The organism is Luteibacter aegosomatis (genome assembly GCF_023078455.1).
Lineage (GTDB): Bacteria > Pseudomonadota > Gammaproteobacteria > Xanthomonadales > Rhodanobacteraceae > Luteibacter > Luteibacter aegosomatis.
The window spans coordinates 1868815-1888821 of the sequence record NZ_CP095740.1 but is presented as its reverse complement, the minus strand read 5'-3'; the positions used below and the strand labels follow the sequence as shown (position 1 = coordinate 1888821).

Genomic DNA, 20007 nt, shown 5'->3' with positions numbered 1-20007 from the left:
CCATGACTACCCAGACTTACGACCTCGTGATCGTCGGTTCAGGCATCTCCGGTTCCATCGTCGCCTACGAGTTGGGCCGCCAGGGAAAGAAGGTGCTGATCCTGGAAGCCGGCCAGGAAGTTCCCGTCGATCGCAGCGGCTACATGCGGACCTTCTTCAAAGCGAACGCCAAGACGCCGGAATCGCCCTATCCGCCCACCACGCAGGATCCCAAGGCATCCACGCCGGACAATCCGCTCGGCCTGCCCGATCCCGCCCTGGAGAACGTACCGCGCTACACCGTCCTGCAGATCAACTCCTGGCGCAATCCCGCGCAGTGCTATTTCACCTATCCACCCCAGGCCCCCGGCCTCACGGGCGACAGCCCGGAAGTCGTGTTCGCCTTCGCCAGTTCGTACGAGCGGATCGGCGGCGGCACCACCTGGCATTGGCTGGGCACCAGCCTGAGGCACTTCTGGCACGATTTCGAACTCAAGACGCTTTATGGCCACGGCGTGGACTGGCCCGGCGGCCAGCAGTTCTACCAGGCCCTGGTGCCGTACTACGAGAAGGCCACCAAGGAGATCGGCGTCTCGGGCGACAAGGCCGCGATGGACAAGATCTACACACAGTTCGACGTGGAGCCTTCAGGCAAGTACGGCCCCGACTACGACTACCCGATGCCGCCGATCGTGGCGTCGCTGGTCGACAACCTGTTCGCCACGGTCACCGACATGACCGTCGACGGCAACCCCGTGTACAGTTCGCCCACCCCGCAAGGGCGAAACTCCCTGCCGGGCGATCGCCGCCAGTGTGCGGGCAACACCAACTGCATCCCCATCTGCCCGATCCAGGCCAAGTACGATGCGACCGTCACGCTCGCCAACGCGCTGCAGACGGGCAACGTCGACATCCTCTACCGCACGGTGGCGAGCAACATCCAGGTCGACGCCGCCACCGGCGAGGTCACGGGCATCGACTACATCACCTACGACGATCACCTCGGCCCTCCATCGGGCACCGGTACGGCGGTCGGCACGAAGTACCTGCTCGCGGCGCACGCCATCGAAACGCCACGACTCCTGCTGATGTCCAACAAGAACGCGAAGTTCCCCGACGGTGTCGCCAACTCCAGCGGCCAGGTCGGGCGCAACCTGATGGACCACATCATGTACCTGGCCTGGGGTCTGGCCAAGGACCCCGTCTACGCCTACCGCGGCCCCCTGTCCACGTCGGGCTACGAGTCGCTGCGCGATGGCGCCTTCCGCAAGAACCGGTCCGCGTATCGCATCGAGATAGGCAACGAGGGCTGGCAGTGGGCGGCCAACGACCCGTACACCACGCTCGCGGATTTCGTGTTCGGCCAGAACGCGAGCCAGCTCAACGGCAACTCGGTCAACCAGCAAGGGCAGCCCTTGCGCTTCAATCCGTCGCTGCCGGCGAACAGCCAGCTCTTCGGGCAGCAGCTGGTCGACACGCTCAACGGGGTATACATCCGGCAGATTCGCCTGGGTTACCTGATCGAGCAGCTTCCCGATCCGGACAACCGGGTGCAGCTGTCGCCGACGGAAACCGACCATCTCGGACTGCCCCGCCCCCTGGTGACGTATCGCATACGCAACGATTACGAGCGCGAGGCGTTCGTTTCCGCCAAGGCCGTCTCGACGGAGATCTTCAACGCCATCGGAGCCACCGAATACACCATCCCGCCGCCCGACCCGGTGCTCTACGGCGCACCGAACGAAGTCACCGCGACCAACTTTCAGTACAAGGGAAACAACTTCACCTTCTACGGCGCGGGGCACATCGTCGGCACGTATCGTATCGGCGACGAGAAGACCAACTCCGTGCTGAACCCGAGGCAGCAATCCTGGGATCACGCCAACCTGTACATGGTGGGCAGCGGCGTCTTCCCGACGGTCGCCACCGGCAATCCCACGCTGACCATCGCCGCGCTCGCCTTCCAGGCGGCGGACAACATCCTGCAGGACCTCAAGCAATCCAGTGAGGAGGAAGCCGAAGCCATGGCGAGCTCATCCTGAGCAAGCCGAAGGAGGAAAAGGTCGCCCCGGGTCGACCCCGGGGCGACGTCGAAACGACACATGACCAATGACTCATGGCAAGCGACGCCGCATTCCCTAACGTCGGCCAAGCAACGACCTCCATCGAGGAAATGCCATGAAAGCCCTTTGCTTGCGGACCTGCGCAACGCTCGCCCTGGCCTCGGCGGGAGTTCATGCCGAACAGCCGGGCCAAAAAGCGAAAGAGGACCCGGCCAACCTCTTTCACACCGTCACGGCGTTGGATACCGAGTTCTTCGGGGCCTTCAACCGTTGCGACGTCGCCGGGCAACTGGAAAAGCACGCCAGCTTCATGGATGCCGACGTCGAGTTCTACCACGACAAGGGCGGCGTCAGCTGGACCCGGAAGGACTACATCGACAAGACCCGCCAGAACGTCTGCGGACATTACCGCCGAAAGCTCATCCCCGGCACGATGGAGGTCTATCCCATCGAAGGGTACGGTGCGATCGAAGAGGGCCAGCAGGATTTCTGCGATCTGCGATCCGACACGTGCTTCGGCCAGGCGAAATTCATGATCGTCTGGCACCGAACGCCCGACGGCTGGCGCGCGACGCGAATATTCAGTTATGGACACCGTGCCATCGACGACGCGGGGACGCGCCCGGGTTCGACGCCTCCGGCGGCGCCAGGACGTTGAGTGGCGGTCGATGGGCCCGTGACCGCTTCAATCGACGCGGTATTGGATCGGCTTGAAACGGAAGTTGTTCGACAGGCCCGCGGAACAGGCCGTCAACGCGACCACAAGATCCATCTGCGCCACGAACGTGGTGCTGTCGCCCGGCTTGCTCAAAGGTGGCTCCACCGACAACCGGCCGCTTTGTCCATCGACCTGCACGTTCATGAAGACGTTGAATGCCGTCGGGATGTGGTCTGGATCGATGCCAAAGGGGCCCAGCGCCTCCGCGAGGTTGCCGAAGCAGCCCCGATGGGGCTCGGCATGTCCGTAAAGCTTCGCGAACATTTCTTTCGAACACGGCGCCAGGAGGAAGTCGTGCCGCCCCACGTCGTCGCGTTCGATGACGAGCATCGGGGAACTGCGGTTGGAGTACAGAACGTCACCGGTGGTCAAGAACAGCTTCGACGCATAGTCGAGCGAACGTCCGCTGGATAGCCATTCTTTGGAGTCGTGGGCATGAAACGCGACGAGGTCGCTGACCTGCTCACCCTCCGGATCGATCACCGTCAATCGTTGGCCTTCCTTCAACCGGAAGGCGACACCGCTACGCGGTGGGATGGTCTTCAGGTTCATGCAGCCTTCTCCCGATGGGGTCGGAAGGGGCAATGCCACTCGCCGACGACGTGACGCCCACTGTACTGGATCGCTTCCGAACTGGAGCCATGCACGGCGAGCATGGGGTTGGCTGAGCCGTTCAGCGCGATATCGCGCTCGACGATAGCGCTTTTCAGGCGTTCGTATCGTCCTTGCGAGCGGAGGTACTCGAACTGTTCGTGCAAGTTGAAGACCAGCGCCGGATGGGCGAGACGCCGGGCGGGCCGCGATGCGCCCGGATGCAGCCCCACCACATAGAACGCCTTGCCGCCCACGCTCATGCTGAAGCTCGGATCTTCCGGATCGTCGCTGACCTTCGGGTCCCATGCATGATGCGGTGCATCGGCGTCGTGAATACCCTGCAGCCGGGCGAACAACAATCGCTCGAAACTCTCCTCGGGCATGGCGGCGGTATCGGTGAAGTGCACCACGAGGCTTGCGAACGTATGCTCGGCCTTGTCGCGTCCCGCGAAGGCGGCGATGGCCTTCGCAGCCTTTGCGTCATCCGCGGGGCAAACCATCGGCCCGGCGAACACGTGGGTCACGAGGTCGCGCTGAAGTGCCGTCTGTCCCGCAAAGCATGGAAATGACGGCCCGGACAGATGGGCCTCGAACTCGTCGAGTGCTTTTTTCTCGGAATCGGAATACATGGTGTCTCCTTTTGGGACACCATGGCCGTGCAAGCGTGAACACGCGTGCCACGCGGCCTCAAGACGTGTTGACGTCCGTGAGCGGTAACTGAAGTATTCCTTCGCCTTACCGTTGCGGGTCGCGAATCATGAAGCCCGCGACCAACGAAGACAGCAGCGCCAGCGCGGCCGACAACAGCATGACCCGCCGGAATCCCGCCACGAACGCGTGGTCGACGATCCCCCTGGCTACTTCGGCCCCATGCGGCAGCTCGATGCCGGCCAACCGGGCTTTCTGGTCGACGATACTCTGTACCACCTCATGTGGAAGCGACAAGCCGTGCAGCCCTGCCTGCAACCGTGCATCGAAACCCTGCGTCAGTACGACGCCGAACGCCGCGATGGCGATGAGTCCCGCCACGCGCGACACGGCGTTGTTCACGCCCGACGCGGTTCCCGCCAGGCCCGGCTCGAGGGCGTTCATCACCGTGGTGGTCAGGGGCGCGATGGTGATGCTCATGCCCAGCCCCAGCACCGCGGCGGCCGGAAAGAACGTCGTCCAATACGACCCGCCGACCCCGGGCACCGCGTACAACGCAAAACCGCCGGCGGCCATCGCCGGGCCGACGACAAGCGGCAAGCGTGCACCCACCCGATCGACGAGTTGGCCCGTCCAGCGCGACAGCACGAACATGATCACGATGAAGGGAAGAAGCGATGCGCCGGCCCCGGTCGCACCATAGCCCTGCACCTGGATGAGGTTGAGCGGCACGAAGAACAGGCTGCCGCCGAGCGCCGCGTAGAGCAGCAAGGTGAGCAGGTTGGCGCCGGCGAAAGTGCGGTCGCGAAAGAGGCCCAGCGGGAGCATGGGTGCCGCGATTCGTCGCTCGACGACGGCGAAGGCGATCGATGCCGATACGCCCAAGGCGGCGGCGATGCCCACGCCCGGCGACAGCCAGCCTTGCTGAGGCGCTTCGATGAGCGCGTACACCACGCCGGACAAACCGAGCGTCGCCAGGAGGGCACCCGCCACGTCGATACCGCCGGCACGGGCGCCGCGGCTCTCGGGTACCTGCCAACGGCAGATGGCGATCAACGCGAGCCCCAGCGGCAGGTTGATGAGGAAGGCCCAGTGCCACGACAGGTGCTCGACGAGAAAGCCGCCCAGCACCGGTCCTATTGCGGCAGTGACGCCGCTGAATGCCGACCATGTGCCGATAGCCCTGCCCCGTCGCTCTTTCGGGTACGCCGAGGTGATCAGCGAAAGGCTTCCCGGTACCAGCAAGGCGGCACCGAGGCCCTGCAACCCTCGCGCGACTACCAGCCAGCCGATGCCGGGCGCCGCCGCGCATCCGAGCGACGATACGGTGAACACGAGGGCGCCCAGCGCGAAGACGCGACGCCGGCCGAAGCGGTCGCCCAGCACACCGCCGACCAGGAGCAACGCGGAGAGCAGCAACGCGTAGGACTCCATGACCCACTGCGCGCCCGCCGTGGTCGCCTGCATGGCGTGCTGGATGGCCGGCAGCGCCACGTTGACGATGGTGCCGTCGACGAAGGCCATGCCGGAACCGAGAATGGCGGCGACGAGGGTCCAGCGCCGGGCCGCCTCACTGCAGTCGACGGCAGGCGTGTCTGTGGAGGCGGGCGGCAGGGCTCGGGACATGGACGCAGCTTAGCCCTTCGTGCCCGCGGGGGCATGGCCCTGGTAAGTCGCGCCGCGGGTTCCCGCGCGCGCCTAAGATGATGACCTCACCCAAACGCCCGTCCTTGGGCACCGGATCGCGATGCTATCTCCCGGCAGGTGACGCCGCGTCCACGACGGCCTTGCCCAGCTTCGCGAAGAGCGCGTCCCTGGCGGGCTTGTCCGCCTTCGATGCGGTGAGGAAGGCGGCCACGACGACGGTATGGCCATCGGGCCAGGTGACGATGCCGATGTCGTTGTAAGCCGCCGTTTCGCCCTCCAGCGAGTACGAGGTGCCACACTTGTCGGCAAATCGCACGTCGGACGGAAGGCCCGCACGCATGCGGTTGGGCGTGGTCTGGCGATACATGAGGTCGAGAAGACGCTTCGTCGACTCGCTGGACAGCAGTTCGCCCGCCCAGAGCTTTTCGAGGAAGACCGCCGCCGCGTCGGGTGTGGTGCGGTTGCGTGGATCCTTCAGGTACGCAGCATAACCTCGCTCGAGCCGTGCCTTTTCGGCGGCTTCGGACTCGTCGCGGGGAATGGACCCGCCGCTCGCCGTGCCGTCGAAGATCCTGCTGACGTCCCCTTCGCTCAGGTCGATGCGCATGCCGTCCACATGGTGCGCATGCAGGTAGGTCATCACGTTCCGTGGACCGCCGAGCCGCCTCAATAGGGCGTCGACGGCCGTGTTGTCGCTATCGGCCACGGCGGCTTCGAGCAGTTGCTCAACGGTGAAACGCATGCGGTCGCCGACGAACCGGGCGCCAATGGACGGTACGGCTGAACCGTCCACCACCTCGCCGCGCGTGATCGTGATTTCCTCGTCCAGGGAGATATGCCCCGCATCCACCTGCGCGAGCACGGCCGCGGCGACGGGGGGCTTGAAGACGCTCATCATGGGGTACGCCCGGCCGGCATTGACGCGCGTGCGGGCATGCGTATCCAGATCCATCACCGTGATACCCAGCACGCCGGGCTTCGCCTCGTCGGCAAGGCGTTCGAGCGTCTCTTGCAAGCGAGGCCGGGGCGCCTCGGCAGCGATGGCCTGGGTCGTCCCCAGCATGACGGCAATCAAGGCGGTGGCCACGTACGGCCGGAGGGGTGCAATCATGGGCGTCCTTCACGATACGGTGACCGCATCTTATCGCGTAGGGGCCAGCCCCCCCATATGCAAGACGCCGTGCGAGCGGAGTACGCATCGTTTTTGCCGAACGTTCACGAGTGCAACATTCCCGACCGGCCACCATGGCGATTGACCTTTGCCGTGGAGCCCCATGATGAGCAAGACAGTCGGCGACTTCCTTCTCGACCAATTGACCGAATGGCACGTCGAGCGCATCTATGGCTATCCCGGGGATGGCATCAACGGCATCATGGGCGCGATGGGCCGCGCCTCGGACCGGTTCGACTACATTCGCGTGCGGCACGAGGAAATGGCCGCCTTCATGGCGGCGGGCCATGCGAAGTTCACCGGTGAGGTGGGCGTCTGTCTCGCCACCTCCGGCCCCGGCGCGATCCACCTGTTGAACGGCCTGTACGATGCGCGCATGGACCACGTGCCGGTCGTGGCGATCGTCGGCCAGCAGGCGCGTACGTCCCTCGGCAGCGATTACCAGCAGGAAGTCGACCTGCAGGCCCTGTTCAAGGACGTCTGCGCCTACGTCGAGACCGTCGTCGCGCCGGAGCAGATGCGCCACGTGGTGAACCGCGCGTTCCGCATCGCCAAGGCGGAGCGTGCGGTGTGTTGCATCATCGTGCCGAACGACCTCCAGCAGATGCCCGCCGTGCCGCATCCGCCACGCGCGCACGGAAACGTGTATTCCAGCGCCAGCGACGCCATCGTGCGTCCTTCGCCCTCGGACGAGGAATTGCGACGCGCCGCCGACATCCTCAACGCGGGCAAGCGACCGGCCATCCTGGTCGGCGCGGGCGCGCTGGGGGCCGGTGCCGAGGTGGCCGCCGTTGCCGACAAACTTCAATGCGGTGTCGCGAAGGCCTTGCTCGGCAAGGCGGTGCTGCCCGACGCGCTACCTTATGTCACCGGGTCCATCGGCCTGCTCGGCACGAAGCCGAGCTGGTCGATGATGGACCACTGCGACACGTTGCTGATGGTGGGAACCACCTTCCCTTACTCCGAATTCCTGCCCGAAGACGGCCAGGCGCGCGCCGTGCAGATCGACCTGTCGCCACGCAACGTGTCGATACGCTATCCCACCGAGGTCAACCTCATCGGCGACAGCGCCGAGGTATTGCGCCGGCTCCTGCCCCTGCTCGAACGGAAAACCGACACCGACTGGCGCGAGCGCATCGAGGTGAACGTGCGCAAGTGGTGGCGGTCGCTGGAGTTGAAGGCGATGGAGCCGGCGTCGCCGATCAATCCCCAGCGCGTGTTCTGGGAGCTGTCGTCCGCCCTTCCCGACCGGACCATCATCGCCGGAGATAGCGGTTCGCACACGAACTGGTTCGCCCGCGACATGAAGATTCGCGAAGGCATGATGGCGTCGGTCTCCGGCAAGCTCGCCACGATGGGCAGCGCGGTGCCCTACGCCATCGCCGCGAAAATGGCCCATCCGGACAGGCCCGTGCTCGCCATCGTCGGGGACGGCGCGATGCAGATGAACGGCAATGCCGAACTCGTGACCGTCAAGCAGTACTGCAAGCGCTGGGCCGATCCCAACTTCGTGGTGATGGTGCTGGTCAATCGCGACCTCAACCAGGTGACCTGGGAGCAGCGCGCGCTCGCCGGCGATCCGAAGTTCGCGCCGGCGCAGGACGTGGAGGATTTCCCCTATGCGGAATACGCCCGCCTGCTCGGCTTCAAGGGCATCCGTGTCGAACGTCCGGACGACATCCTCGACGCCTGGCGTGAAGCGTTCGCCACGCCCGGACCCGTGGTGATCGAATTCGTGACCGATCCGGACGTGCCTCCGCTACCGCCGCACATCACCCTCGAACAGGCGAAGGCGTTCATGAGTTCGTTGACGAAGGACCCGGACGCCGCGCGAATGATCCGGCAGGCGTGGCGCGAGGTTCGCTCGGGGTTGGGGGCCTGACGGATCGCGGACCGCCGCGGCCTCAACCGGCCGCGGTCGCCTGCTCCAGTACCTCGGACAGACGTGACCGGTCGAACGGCTTGCCGAGCCGGTGGAGGTCGGGAAAGTCCTTCAACGATATCTCGGCGTAACCCGTCGCCAGGACGATCGGCAGGTCCGGTCGCAGCTTCTTCGCGTCCTTTGCCAACTCGACCCCGCTCTTGCCGGGCATGGCGTAGTCGGTCATGAGCACGTCGTACGATGCGCCGGCCTCGAGCAGGGTCAATGCTTCCCGCGCCGACGACACCGCCGTGACCTCGTGACCGAGGTCCTCCAGCAGGGCTTCGAGCGTCGTCAGCACCAGGGCGTCGTCATCCACGGTCAGCACGCGAAGCCGGGACGCGCCATGGCGCTTCGCCGGTTCGGGCAGGGCCGATTCCACGATGCGCTCCACGTGTTCCGCGGCCGGTAGCCACAGATCGGCCCGTGTACCGGTGCCCGGCTTGCTTTGCAGCGATAGCCGCCCGTGCGATTGCGCGGCAAGACCATGCACCATGGACAGGCCCAGGCCCGTACCCTTGCCCACGCCCTTGGTGGTGAAGAAGGGGTCGGTGGAGCGGGCCAGCGTGTCGACGTCCATGCCCTGGCCGCTGTCGATGACCGACAGACGCACGTAGCGGCCGGGACCGAGTTCCGGCGCGTCGACATGCGGCGGCTCCATCACGTCGGCCTCGATGACGATGCGCCCGCCATGCTCGGCATACGCATCGCGCGCGTTCACCACAAGGTTGAGCAAGGCCAGTTCGAGCTGGTGCGGATCCACCAGCGCATCGCAGAGTCGCGGGGCAAACCGCGTAGCGATCTCGAAGCGGTCGCCTACCGTACGCTCCAGCAACCTGGACATGCCCCGCACGAGGTCGACGACGCTCACCGCGCGCGGCTCCAGTTCCTGTCGTCGCGCGAAGGCGAGCATGCGCTGCGTCAGGCTCGCCCCGCGTTCCACCCCCGCCAGGGCCGTACCGTAGATGTTGCGTGTCCGTTCGTCGGTGGGAAGGCGCGGTCCCAACAGATCGAGCGCGCTCTGGATCGCCATGAGCAGATTGTTGAAATCATGGGCCATGCCGCCGGTGAGCTGGCCGATGGCTTCCATCTTCTGGGACTGGAAGAGCGCCATGCGCGCTTCTTCGAGGTCGCGTTCGGCGGCACGTTGCTCGGTCACGTCACGCGTCACCTTGGCAAACCCCACGAGTCGCCCTTGGTCGTCCCGGATGCGGTCGATGATGACGTGCGCCCAGAAACGGGTGCCATCCTTGCGCACCCGCCAGCCTTCGGCTTCGACGCGCCCCTCGGAAGCCGCCCTCGCCAGATTGCGCTCGGGTTCGCCCGCCGCCTGGTCGGCGGGCGTATAGAACCTGCGGTAGTGCGATCCGATGATGTCGTGGGGAGCGTACCCCTTGATCCGCTGCGCGCCGGAATTCCAGCTCACCACGTGTCCGTTGGGATCGAGCATGTAGATCGCATAGTCCGCCACGCCATCGACCAGCAGTCGAAACTGGGTTTCGCTTTTCGAGAGCGTCGCCGACGCGTGTGGCTCCGTGTCCGTCATCTTCCCGTTGCCTTGCCAGTCCCGCCAGCGGCGGGGATGTAACGGCGGCGAGCCACCCGGCCCGCCACCAGCCGGCGAGATTATGAACGAAAAAGTCAAGGTTTCGTGGAAAGCGCATGACGGGCCGGTCATGGATCACGGCAGGGGATTTCCGCCGGTCACCCCGTAGATCTCGCCCGTGACGAAGCTCGATTCCTTCGACGCCAGCAATACGTAGAGCGGCGCGCATTCCACCGGTTGCCCGGGGCGCTTCATCGGCACGCTCGCGCCGAAGTCCCTCACCTTTTCCATCGGCTGGCCGCCGGACGGTTGCAAGGCGGTCCAGACAGGACCCGGAGCGACCGCGTTCACCCGGATGCCCTTCTCGGCGACCTGCTTGGCCAGCGACTTGGTGAACGCCACGATGGCGGCTTTCGTCGAGGCGTAATCCAGAAGGATGTCCGACGGCTGGTAGGCCTGGATGGATGCGGTGTTGACGATGGTCGACCCCGCGGGCATCCGTTCCAGGGCGGCCTTGCAGAGCCAGAACAGGCCGTACACGTTGGCCTTGAAGGTCTCGTCGAACTGGGCCGTCGACAGGTTCTCGATGCTTTCCTGGTGGGTCTGCCGTCCGGCGACGTTGACAAGGATGTCCAGGCCACCGAGCGCGTCGTACGCGTCGTTCACCAGCGACCGGCAAAACGCCTCGTCCTTGAGGTCGCCCGCGATGGAACGCACGGTGGCGCCCTCGCCCTCCAGCAACGTCACCACGTCGTCGGCGTCTTTCTGCTCGTCGGGCAGATGGGTGATGACCACCGAGGCACCTTCCCGCGCGAAAGCGATGGCGACCGCGCGGCCGATGCCGCTGTCGCCGCCGGTGACGAGCGCCTTGCGTCCGGCCAGCCGCCCATGGCCACGGTAGCTGGTTTCGCCGTGATCGGCCGGCGGATGGAGCTTTGCCACCGTGCCCGGCGCGGATTGCTTGGGCGTGTCGAACGGCGGCCCGGGATATTGTTTGGTGGGGTCGACGAGAACGGGCGATGCATTCGCCATGGTGGGCTCCTCTCGGGGTTGGGGAAGCCCTACTCTGGCGGGTGGGTCCGTGATCCTTCGTGACGAAAGACGGCGCAGGCGTACACGAAATCGCCAGCGACGTGAACGTCCGCGCCATCACTTGGCCTGCACTCGCCCGACGCGACATTCGCGCCATGAAGATCGCCACGTTCAACGTCAACGGCATCACGGCGCGTCTGCCCCACCTGCTGGAATGGCTGGAGCGGGAGGCACCCGACGTGGCCTGCCTGCAGGAATTGAAAGCGACCGACATCGGCTTCCCGGTACAGGCGATCCGCGAGGTGGGTTACGGCGCCCTCTGGGCCGGGCAGGCATCCTGGAACGGCGTCGCCATACTGTCGCGTGGCGCGGACCCCGAGGTTATCCGCCGTGGCCTGCCCGGCGATCCCAAGGACACGCAAAGCCGCTATATCGAAGCGCGGGCCCATGGCGTGCGCGTCGGCTGCCTTTACCTTCCCAACGGCAATCCCTGGCCGGGTCCCCGGTTCGAGTACAAACTGAAGTGGTTCGCACGCCTGCTTCGCCACGCGAAGAAGCTGCAGGCCAGCGGAGAGCCCGTCGTACTCGCCGGCGACTTCAACGTGGTGCCGACGGACGCGGACATCTACGACCCGAAGCACTGGCGGCGCGACGCGTTGCTCCAGCCGGAAAGCCGCGCAGCCTACGCGAAACTGCTCGCGCAGGGATGGACCGACGCATTGCGCGCGATCCATCCCGACGAAACGATCTTCACCTTCTGGGACTACTTCCGCCAGCACTGGCCCCGCGACCGCGGCCTGCGCATCGATCACCTGCTGCTCTCGCCGGATCTCGCCCCACGCCTGAAGGCCGCGGGCGTCGACCGCTGGGTACGCGACCTGCCCAAGGCCAGCGACCATGCGCCGACATGGATCGAACTCGGAAAACCCAGCGGAAAGCGAACGACCGCCCGCAAGGCGGCGACGAAGCGGACGTCCCGGAAGAAAGCGCCCGAACGCGACTGAGCGGCCTTAGTGCGGCCGCGGCCCATCGCCCTGGAAGAAGCCCAGATAGCGCAAGCCGCCGGCATCACCGTCCGGAGCCGCCGCCGAATCCGTGCCCGCGGAACGCAACATGTCCAGTGTGGCCGAGCGGTTGGACAGCACTTGCCACGAATGGATGGGTTCTTCGTCGCTCGCCCCTGGGTCGATGGCGTCTTCCAGGACCGCCAACAGGCGTTCGCGCGACGGCGACAGGATGACGATGCCTTCGTTGGAGAGACCGGCGACCGCATGCCCGAGTCGCTCGCATACCCGCGCCTTGGTCGCCGCATCGATCCTATCCGCGTCGCGGGCGGCCGCGATCGCGGCCACCGTGTCCGGATCGGTCCATCGACCCGCCTCGTCGCGGAGCACTTCCTCGCTTTGCCAGGCCTCGGGCGGACACAGCTTGCCGGCGGGCTCGAGTTCGACGAAGGGATTCAGTTCGGCCGGATAGATGCGGCACACGCGCGGACGACGGTCATAGATGCCGCAACGCATGTCCGGCAGCAGGTTCGGGCAGGCACCGTCGAACGAGGCCATCAACACCACGATCACCCGCACGGGCAGGCTTCCGCTTCGCGCGGCGAACGAACGGCGACGCTTATGCTGCGCGGGCAGGTTGTCTTCGGGCAGATCCTCGGGCCATGGGATCGCTTCGCTGAAAAGCTGTACCTCGCCGCCGTCGCGTAGCCAGGTGATGGCCTCGCGCACGCTCAACGGCAGGCGAAGGCCATGGCAGCAGCGGCCGCATTGGGTACAGGAAAAATGGACGGTCATCGGGGCACGTTCGGCGGGCGGGTATCCGCCTATTCGGCCACCGGAACCGAAAAGTTACAAACGGTCGGTTCCCGACGCCTCGCCGGATCGCCCCCGGCTCACCCGGGCGGCGATCCGGCGCCAAGCCCGTTTACTGAACCGCGAGGCCCTGGGTGCCCGTGCCGGCGCCGAAGACCTGCGTTTCGCCCAACGGAACGAGGCTACCGTCGGCATGCACCTGGAACGCCTTGACGGTACCCGTGCCCGGCGCGTTCACGTACAACGATTTGCCGTCGCGCGAGAACTTGACATCGGTCGTGGCGTGACCGGTGCCGAGGTCCGCCGCGGCGCCATCGAGCAAGGTGAGCCGTCCCGCGCCATCCACGCGATAGCTGCTGAGCGTGTTCGTTCCCGCCGACGCCGTATAGACGAGGTGGCCGTTCGCATCCAGCCAGCACGTGGCCTTTTGCCCGTCCGCCACGGGCGACGAGATGGCGGTGAGGTCGCCCCGAGGACCGATGGAGAACGACGAAACCGCATTGAGGGCTCCGTCGGCGAGCAACAGGTGATTCTGCGCGTCGAAGGTGAATCCGAAGGCGGCGGCATCGTCGGTGGGCGTGATGGCCGGATCCTTCGCGAGGTTGCCCGACCGGTCGACGCCGAAGGTTTCCACGTAACCGCGATCGCGCGAATCCTTCACCGACACTGCCAGCCAGCGGCCGGTACGGTCGAACTGCAACTGGCTCGCCGTGTTGCCGACGTTGGGCTGGCCGTTGACCAGGGGCTCGTCGGTGCCGATGACCCGCGATCCGCCGGGCACCTTCGAGAGGTTGCCGAACAGACCGATGCGGAACGCCGTGACGTTGGCCTGCTCGGCGCTATTGAGCACGAAGAGGCGATCGCCCCGCTGCGCGATGCTCACCGGGTAGGTACCGCCCGAGTCGGTCACGTCCACCAGTTCGAGGTAATCGCCCAGGACGAGGAACGTGGATACCTGGTGGCTGCCCGCGTTCACCGCGAATAGGAGATGGCCGTCGTCGCTGAGCAGCAACGCATTCTGCGAACCGAGCGGATCGGGCGGCGGTGCGGTGGTGCCGACGCCGACACCCTTGCCGCCCGTGCGATAGGTGCCGACCTTGTCCAGGCTACCGGAACGGTTGCGGCGCAGTACGGCCACGGCATTTCCGTCGATGCCGTTGGACATGACGTAGACATGTTGCTGCCCGAGCCCGAAGAGATCGGGCTGGATCACCTGGGCACCGGCAACGGTGGACACCGACAAGGCCGCCAGCGCGGCGACCGCAAGAACGTGCTTCTTTTGCATGGCATATCTCCGGCGTAAGCCCCCTGGGACAGGAGGCACACCGTCGATTCGCCGTTCCGGCCGTCCCGGTTACAACCGGCCCGGGCAACGCGCCGAATCAGTGATCGGGTTCACCTTCGTCGGTGCCGAGGCTACCGACGATGGCGCGATGCATCGCGTGGCTCACGTCTTCGATGAGCAGCGCCGCGGCGAGAATCTCGCCGCGTGGTGCCCGCGATTCGCGCCAGGGGGCGAGCGTATCCACCAGGCGCGTGGCGACCGCATGCAGCTCATCCAGGCCCATGTCCCTGGCGGTGAGGCAGATGAGATGGCAACGAAAACCCGCTTCGTCGAAGTCCGCGCCGCGAAACGCCTCGATGAGGGCGCTCGTGTCGTCGTGAAGCCTTTCCAGTTGCCGATGCGAGACGTCGACCGGTGTCGTCATGGTCACCGTCGTTTCCCTGTTGCCTGACCAACCTGAAGCTTGACGGTCTTCCTGGCTGGATTATGCCGACCGGTGCACATTTGGACGATCTGACCCGCCCGGGATCGTGGACGCGACGTGAATGGGCGACGCCCCGGCCACTCGCCGTGATGCCGAATCCTCAGGCCTGGGGCGCCTCTCGATCGTTCATCGCTTCGATTTCCTGCAGATCGAGGTCGCGCTCGATGTAATGCAGGAGATCGTCGTGGATCTTCCCCGCGCGATGCAATCGCAACATCTCAGCGCGCCCCGCGGCGACGGCGGCGAGGATCACGTCGTAGTGTTCCTGTCGTCCACGGATATCGCGATCCGGCGGTGAAGCCGCCGAGCGCTCGGTGACGCTGAGCCGGTAGGTGTATTGCTCGAGCAGGCGCGGGTGGATGAGCGCGCCCTGCGCGTCATAGGCCAAGGCCCGGACGGCGTCCAGTTGCGCCTTGTCGATCAGCGCCGAGGCCTGGCCTTCGTTGAGGTAGTGGGTCGGCTCATGCGCGGAGCGATCCAGGCCCAGCCAGCGGATCACGGGCGCCATGGTGCCACCCTGGATCACGACGGTGACCAGGATCACGACGAAGGACGCGGCGAGGGTGAGATCGCGTCCCGGCATCGATTCGGGCAGCGAGAGCGCGATGGCCAGCGTGACCACGCCGCGCATGCCCGCCCAACTGAGCAGGAACGACGCACGGGGCGAAGGCGGCGGCGGCTTCCGCCCCACGAGTCGGGCTAGCGGAATCCGCAGGTAGTCGGTGGCGTAAACCCAGACGAACCGCGAGAGGATCACCGCACCCAGCACCGCGAGGATCGGCAGGCCCAGCGCGTGGACGGTGGCGTCCAGGCCGCCCAGGCGATCCACCACCCCGCGCAGGGAAAAGCCGATGAGGATGAAGACCAGCGCCTCGAGCAGGAAGATCATCACCTTCCAGAACGACGTGCCGCGCACGCGCACGTGCGCCGAGAACACGTCGTGCTGGTACCAGCCGAAAATGATGCCCGCGGTCACCGTGGAGATGACGCCCGAGACGTGCAGCGCCTCGCCGCCGATGTAGGCCGCCCATGGGGTCAGGCAAGAGGCGATGATCGCCAGGAACACGTGCTCGACGATGCGGCGGAGCGTGAACACCACGACGAAGCCGATCACCACGCCCACGGCGACTCCGCCCAACGCCAGCCCGAAGAAGCTGAATACGGCATCCTGCATGCTGAAGGCGCCGGTGAGCGTCGCGGCGACGGCGAAGCGGAACAGCACCAGGCCGGTCGCATCGTTAAGCAGGCTCTCCCCTTCCAGCAGCACGTTGAGCCGCCTGGGCAGGCGCACCTTGCCCAGCACGGCCTTGGCCGCCACCGCGTCGGGAGGCGAAACGACGGCGCCCAGGGCGAAGCAGGCGCCCCACGGCAGCGACGGAAGCACCGCGTGGACGACGGCGCCCACCGCGAAGGTGGTGAAGATCACGGCGCCGACGGCCAGCCACAGGATGCCGCCGAGATAACGGCGAAAATCGGACCAGACCGTGTAGTAGGCACCGTCCTGCAGTAGCGGCGGCAGAAACAGGATGAGCACGAGTTCCGGATCGAACGTGACCGGCGGGATGCCCGGAATGAAGGCGATGCCGATGCCGCCGGCAAGCAACGCGGCCGCCGTGGGCAGGCGCAACCGCCGCGCGATCAGCTCCAGCGCGACCAGCGCCACGAGCAGGATGAGGACGAACTTGAAGGTTTCGGTGGACGACATGGCTATCTCTGGACGCAGTGCGCTGCAAGCATAGCGGCCGCGGCCCGCGGCCGGTGTCCAGCGCATGGGACGCTGCGGCCCCTCGACCCAGGTCGGGCGCCATGGCGGTACCCGCACGCCGTATACGCCGTACGAACATGGGGTCAGGCTAGTCTGCGCCCATGAGCCACCGTGACGACCTTGAGCGCATGCTGGGACGCCTCGACACCGAGGTGGAGCGCGACCTGCGCCATAACCCGGACCCCGACGCGTTCTGGCCCGCCTTCGCCGAGAAATCGAACGCCGTCCTCGAAGCCGCGGGGCCGGAGCACTTCGACTGGGTGAGCTCGGAGGTCTCGGCGATCCTGCATCGCCACGGCGTGGCGGTGCCCGAGGCCTGAGGCCTGAGGCGTCCAGGCACGCCGATTCGCCGATGCGATCGGCTGCCCACCGTGCCACAAGTCACGATTTACCTGCCCTGACGGGTTTGCCAGACTCGAAAGATCGTCCCGGTCAAAGGCCACCAGCCCATGCGTCGTGCCCCTCTCTCCTTCCGCACCGTATCGTCGGTGGCCCTCGGAAGCGTATGCCTTGCCCTCGCCGCCGGGCCCGTCGCCGCGCAGGATGCTCCCCTGACGCGCGAGCAGAAGCAGCTGATCGACAAGCGCGAGTCCATCGAGAAGCAATTGCAGGACATCGCGGTGGTCGATCGCAAGGTAATGGTGAAGATGCGCGACGGCAAGCGCATGGCCGCGGACATCTACCGGCCGAAGAACGCGAGCGGCAAGGTGCCGACGATCTTCGTGCGCACCCCGTACAACTTCAACTTCTGGGACGTTAAGCTCGGCGCGCCGCGCGACATGACCCACGAGCTCGACGCCGTGAAACGCGGTTACGCGTTCGTCGAGATGAACGAGCGCGGCCATTATTTTTCCGAGGGTAACTACGAGATCCTCGGCGCCCCCCTTTCCGACGGCGTGGACGCCGTCCGCTGGATCACCTCGCAACCCTGGTCGAGCGGCAAGGTGGGCACCACCGGCTGCTCGTCCACGGCGGAATGGCAGATGGCCGTGGTCGCGCAGGATGAACCCGGCCTGGCCACGTTCAACGTGCAGGGCTTCGGCGCCGGCGTGGGCCGCGTGGGTCCCTACTACGAGCAGGGCAACTGGTATCGCGGCGGCGCGGTGCAGATGCTCTTCATCGATTGGCTCTACAAGGAACAGAACCAGGTGCGGCCGCAGTTCCCGGCGAACATGTCGCAGGCCGACCTCATCCGCGCGTCGAAGATGTTCGACCTGGATTCCGCGCCGCCGCGCGCCGACTGGGACACCGCCTTCTGGGTGCTTCCCGAGAAGGACATCATGAAATCGGTGGACGGCCCCAAGGGCATCTTCGCCGACGCGATGGACGTGCCGACCGGCGGCAACATGATCGCACGCACGCCGAACAGCCCCGCCTGGTACAAGGGCGGCCTGTGGCACGACGACATGAAGATCGCCAAGCCCGGCCTGTGGTTCATGAGCTGGTTCGACGTCTCCGTGTCGCCCAACCTCGCCGCCTACAACCACGTGCGCGCCACCGCACCGAAGGCGGTGGCCGACCAGCAATACGCGGTGATCGCGCCGGTGCTGCATTGCGCCTACACGCGCGCCACCGAGCACACGATGATCGGCGACCTCGACGTGGGCGACGCGCGCTACGATTACGACAGCCTCGTGTTCGGCTGGTTCGACAAGTGGCTCAAGGGCGTGGACAGCCCCGTCGTCGACAAGCAGGCCAAGGTCATGTACTACGTGATGGGCGAAAACAAGTGGCACGACTCCGCCACCTGGCCGCCGGCCGGCGCCGTCACGCGCGACCTCTACTTCACCAGCGGCGGCAAGGCCAATACGCTCTACGGCGACGGCAAGCTCTCGACCGACGCACCGAGCGGCCCCGACCAACCCGACCGCTTCGTCTACGACCCGATGAATCCCGTCACCACGCTGGGAGGCGGCGGTTGCTGCCAGGGCACGGCGGTCAAGTTCGGTTCGTTCGACCAGAACGGCCAGCTCGCCCGCAACGATATCCTCGTGTACGACTCGGAGGCCTTCAAGGAAGGCACGGAAGTCAGCGGACCGATCACCGTGACGCTGTACGTTTCCTCGGACGCGAAGGACACCGATTTCACCTTCAAGGTGATGGACGTCATGCCCGACGGCAAGTCGTTCAACATTACCGAGAACATCCAGCGCATGCGTTACCGCGAAGGCTACGACAAGCCGCCCGTTTGGATGAAGGACGGCGAGGTGTACAAGGTGACGTTCCAGCCGATCGACACCAGCTACTTCTTCAAGCCGGGGCACAAGCTGCGCGTGGCGATCGCCAGCAGCAACTTCCCGCGTTTCGACCGCAACCTCAACACCGGCGGCAACAACTACGACGAGGCCAAGGGCGTGATCGCGCATAACGCGGTACACCACGACGCGGCGCACCCGTCGAAGATTACCTATACGGTGGTACCGCGCGGATCGAACTGATGCCGAAAACGCGTAGGCGTGCCCTTACATCGGATGTCGCGGCACGCCTACAGCTTTTCTCGCACCGCTGCCGATAACGTGCCCGTTGCAGGATTCGCCTGCATTCAAGGGGTACGTCGCATGAAAGCCATGCTCATGGGAATCGCTCTCGCGGCCGTCGCCACCGCCGGCTTCAGCGGTGCGGCCAAGGCGGTCCCACCCGCTTCACGCTCGGTGAAATACTTCGACGAGTTCGGCAACCTGGTCGGCCAGCAATACCTGCTCTGCAGCGGCATCGCCAAGCACGGCGGCAACATCCATACCGCTTATCACATCGAGGAAGCCACCAGTTGCCCGAGCGGCGGCGATGAGGGGTGGATCGTTCCGGGCAAGATCGTGGTGGCCTATACGCTTCCATCCAGCCTCACCATCGACGCCGCTTGCAGCATCGCGAGTTGTCAGGGCAGCTACGTTCCCGAGGTCAACGTACTGGGCCTGTGGCCCTATTCGGTCGGTTACCAGTGATCGCCTGACGTTCCGCCCTTCGTCATCGCGTGCCGGAGGTCCCTCGGCCTCCGGCACGGCACCTCAGAGCGGACGACACGAGGGCGACATGCGGGAGGGCTCGGCACCCACGCATTGCTCGAACCCCGCGGGAAGCCCGTCGAGACGACGCCGCTCCGCCACGCTCAGTACGAAGGTGCGGATTTCCTTCCCCTCGTAGAACACGGCGTAATAGCAGTGCCCGCTTCGGCTCGCGTTGCACGTGAATTCCGCGCGACCCAGGTCGACGTCGGTGCGCGCGTCGAGTACGGTCGTGCCGTTCTCGGACGACGACACCCGCATGCTGCGGTTCTGCGCATCCGTGCAGCCGACGAGGTTGAGGAAACCGTAGACGATCGCCAAAAACATACGCATGG

General features: G+C 65.8%; 17 protein-coding genes and 1 pseudogene. 7 read left to right on the top strand and 11 right to left on the bottom strand.

Translation table 11 applies throughout. The features are described from left to right. Nucleotides 1–2 precede the first annotated feature (2 nt). Both L2Y94_RS08740 and L2Y94_RS08735 read left to right on the top strand, forming a co-directional pair. Entirely contained in the window at nt 3–2021 is a 2019-nt protein-coding gene (locus L2Y94_RS08740) for a GMC family oxidoreductase (RefSeq protein WP_247374374.1), read from the top strand. Between the two features lie 136 nt (nt 2022–2157). Beyond that, a complete protein-coding gene (locus L2Y94_RS08735) occupies nt 2158–2700 on the top strand; it encodes a nuclear transport factor 2 family protein (protein ID WP_247374373.1) in 543 nt (180 codons plus the stop codon). A 27-nt stretch (nt 2701–2727) separates the two neighbouring features. Here the strand turns inward: L2Y94_RS08735 and L2Y94_RS08730 are convergent, their stop codons facing one another. From L2Y94_RS08730 to bla, 4 genes are all read right to left on the bottom strand, one after another. Next, the gene (locus tag L2Y94_RS08730) at nt 2728–3243 is read right to left on the bottom strand and encodes a DUF1989 domain-containing protein (protein ID WP_247375181.1); all 516 of its coding nucleotides are present in this window, start codon (nt 3241–3243) and stop codon (nt 2728–2730) included. A gap of 65 nt (nt 3244–3308) precedes the next feature. Further along, complete coding sequence (gene gntA, locus L2Y94_RS08725) at nt 3309–3983, bottom strand: guanitoxin biosynthesis heme-dependent pre-guanitoxin N-hydroxylase GntA (protein WP_247374371.1); 675 nt, start codon at nt 3981–3983, stop codon at nt 3309–3311. A 106-nt stretch (nt 3984–4089) separates the two neighbouring features. Next, nucleotides 4090–5628 (bottom strand): DHA2 family efflux MFS transporter permease subunit, encoded by a 1539-nt coding sequence (locus tag L2Y94_RS08720; protein ID WP_247374370.1) that lies wholly within the window; start codon nt 5626–5628, stop codon nt 4090–4092. Nucleotides 5629–5752: 124 nt separating this feature from the next. Beyond that, the gene (gene bla, locus L2Y94_RS08715) at nt 5753–6760 is read right to left on the bottom strand and encodes a class A beta-lactamase (RefSeq protein WP_247374369.1); all 1008 of its coding nucleotides are present in this window, start codon (nt 6758–6760) and stop codon (nt 5753–5755) included. A 163-nt stretch (nt 6761–6923) separates the two neighbouring features. On the opposite strand from bla, the gene L2Y94_RS08710 reads away from it, so the two are divergent. After that, entirely contained in the window at nt 6924–8702 is a 1779-nt protein-coding gene (locus L2Y94_RS08710; RefSeq protein ID WP_247374367.1) for a thiamine pyrophosphate-requiring protein, read from the top strand. Nucleotides 8703–8724: 22 nt separating this feature from the next. On the opposite strand, the gene L2Y94_RS08705 is transcribed toward L2Y94_RS08710, so the two are convergent. After that, on the bottom strand, nt 8725–10287 hold the full coding sequence (locus tag L2Y94_RS08705) for a PAS domain-containing sensor histidine kinase (protein WP_247374366.1): 1563 nt from the start codon (nt 10285–10287) through the stop codon (nt 8725–8727). Between the two features lie 135 nt (nt 10288–10422). Then, complete coding sequence (locus tag L2Y94_RS08700) at nt 10423–11319, bottom strand: SDR family oxidoreductase (RefSeq protein WP_247374364.1); 897 nt, start codon at nt 11317–11319, stop codon at nt 10423–10425. 155 nt (nt 11320–11474) lie between these two features. Between L2Y94_RS08700 and xth the strand changes: the two are divergent. Next, nucleotides 11475–12308 (top strand): annotated as a pseudogene (gene xth, locus L2Y94_RS08695) (exodeoxyribonuclease III); the annotation flags it as partial. A 21-nt stretch (nt 12309–12329) separates the two neighbouring features. On the opposite strand, the gene L2Y94_RS08690 reads toward xth, so the two are convergent. The 4 genes from L2Y94_RS08690 to L2Y94_RS08675 form a co-directional block, all read right to left on the bottom strand. Continuing rightward, nucleotides 12330–13118, bottom strand: coding sequence for a YkgJ family cysteine cluster protein (locus tag L2Y94_RS08690; RefSeq protein WP_247374362.1), 789 nt, complete (start codon nt 13116–13118; stop codon nt 12330–12332). A gap of 130 nt (nt 13119–13248) precedes the next feature. Beyond that, nucleotides 13249–14421 (bottom strand): lactonase family protein, encoded by a 1173-nt coding sequence (locus L2Y94_RS08685; protein WP_247374361.1) that lies wholly within the window; start codon nt 14419–14421, stop codon nt 13249–13251. Between the two features lie 97 nt (nt 14422–14518). Then, on the bottom strand, nt 14519–14845 hold the full coding sequence (locus tag L2Y94_RS08680) for a hypothetical protein (protein WP_247374360.1): 327 nt from the start codon (nt 14843–14845) through the stop codon (nt 14519–14521). A 160-nt stretch (nt 14846–15005) separates the two neighbouring features. Next, complete coding sequence (locus tag L2Y94_RS08675) at nt 15006–16610, bottom strand: Na+/H+ antiporter (RefSeq protein ID WP_247374359.1); 1605 nt, start codon at nt 16608–16610, stop codon at nt 15006–15008. A 161-nt stretch (nt 16611–16771) separates the two neighbouring features. Between L2Y94_RS08675 and L2Y94_RS08670 the strand changes: the two genes are divergently transcribed. The 3 genes from L2Y94_RS08670 to L2Y94_RS08660 all read left to right on the top strand — a co-directional run bounded on the left by L2Y94_RS08670 (nt 16772) and on the right by L2Y94_RS08660 (nt 19612). Then, nucleotides 16772–16990: a hypothetical protein gene (locus tag L2Y94_RS08670; RefSeq protein WP_247374358.1), complete on the top strand. Its 219-nt coding sequence runs from the start codon at nt 16772–16774 to the stop codon at nt 16988–16990. A gap of 129 nt (nt 16991–17119) precedes the next feature. Continuing rightward, a complete protein-coding gene (locus L2Y94_RS08665; protein WP_247374357.1) occupies nt 17120–19108 on the top strand; it encodes a CocE/NonD family hydrolase in 1989 nt (662 codons plus the stop codon). 120 nt (nt 19109–19228) lie between these two features. Then, nucleotides 19229–19612: a hypothetical protein gene (locus L2Y94_RS08660; protein WP_247374356.1), complete on the top strand. Its 384-nt coding sequence runs from the start codon at nt 19229–19231 to the stop codon at nt 19610–19612. A gap of 63 nt (nt 19613–19675) precedes the next feature. On the opposite strand, the gene L2Y94_RS08655 is transcribed toward L2Y94_RS08660, so the two are convergent. Further along, the gene (locus L2Y94_RS08655) at nt 19676–20005 is read right to left on the bottom strand and encodes a hypothetical protein (RefSeq protein WP_247374355.1); all 330 of its coding nucleotides are present in this window, start codon (nt 20003–20005) and stop codon (nt 19676–19678) included. Nucleotides 20006–20007: the final 2 nt, after the last annotated feature.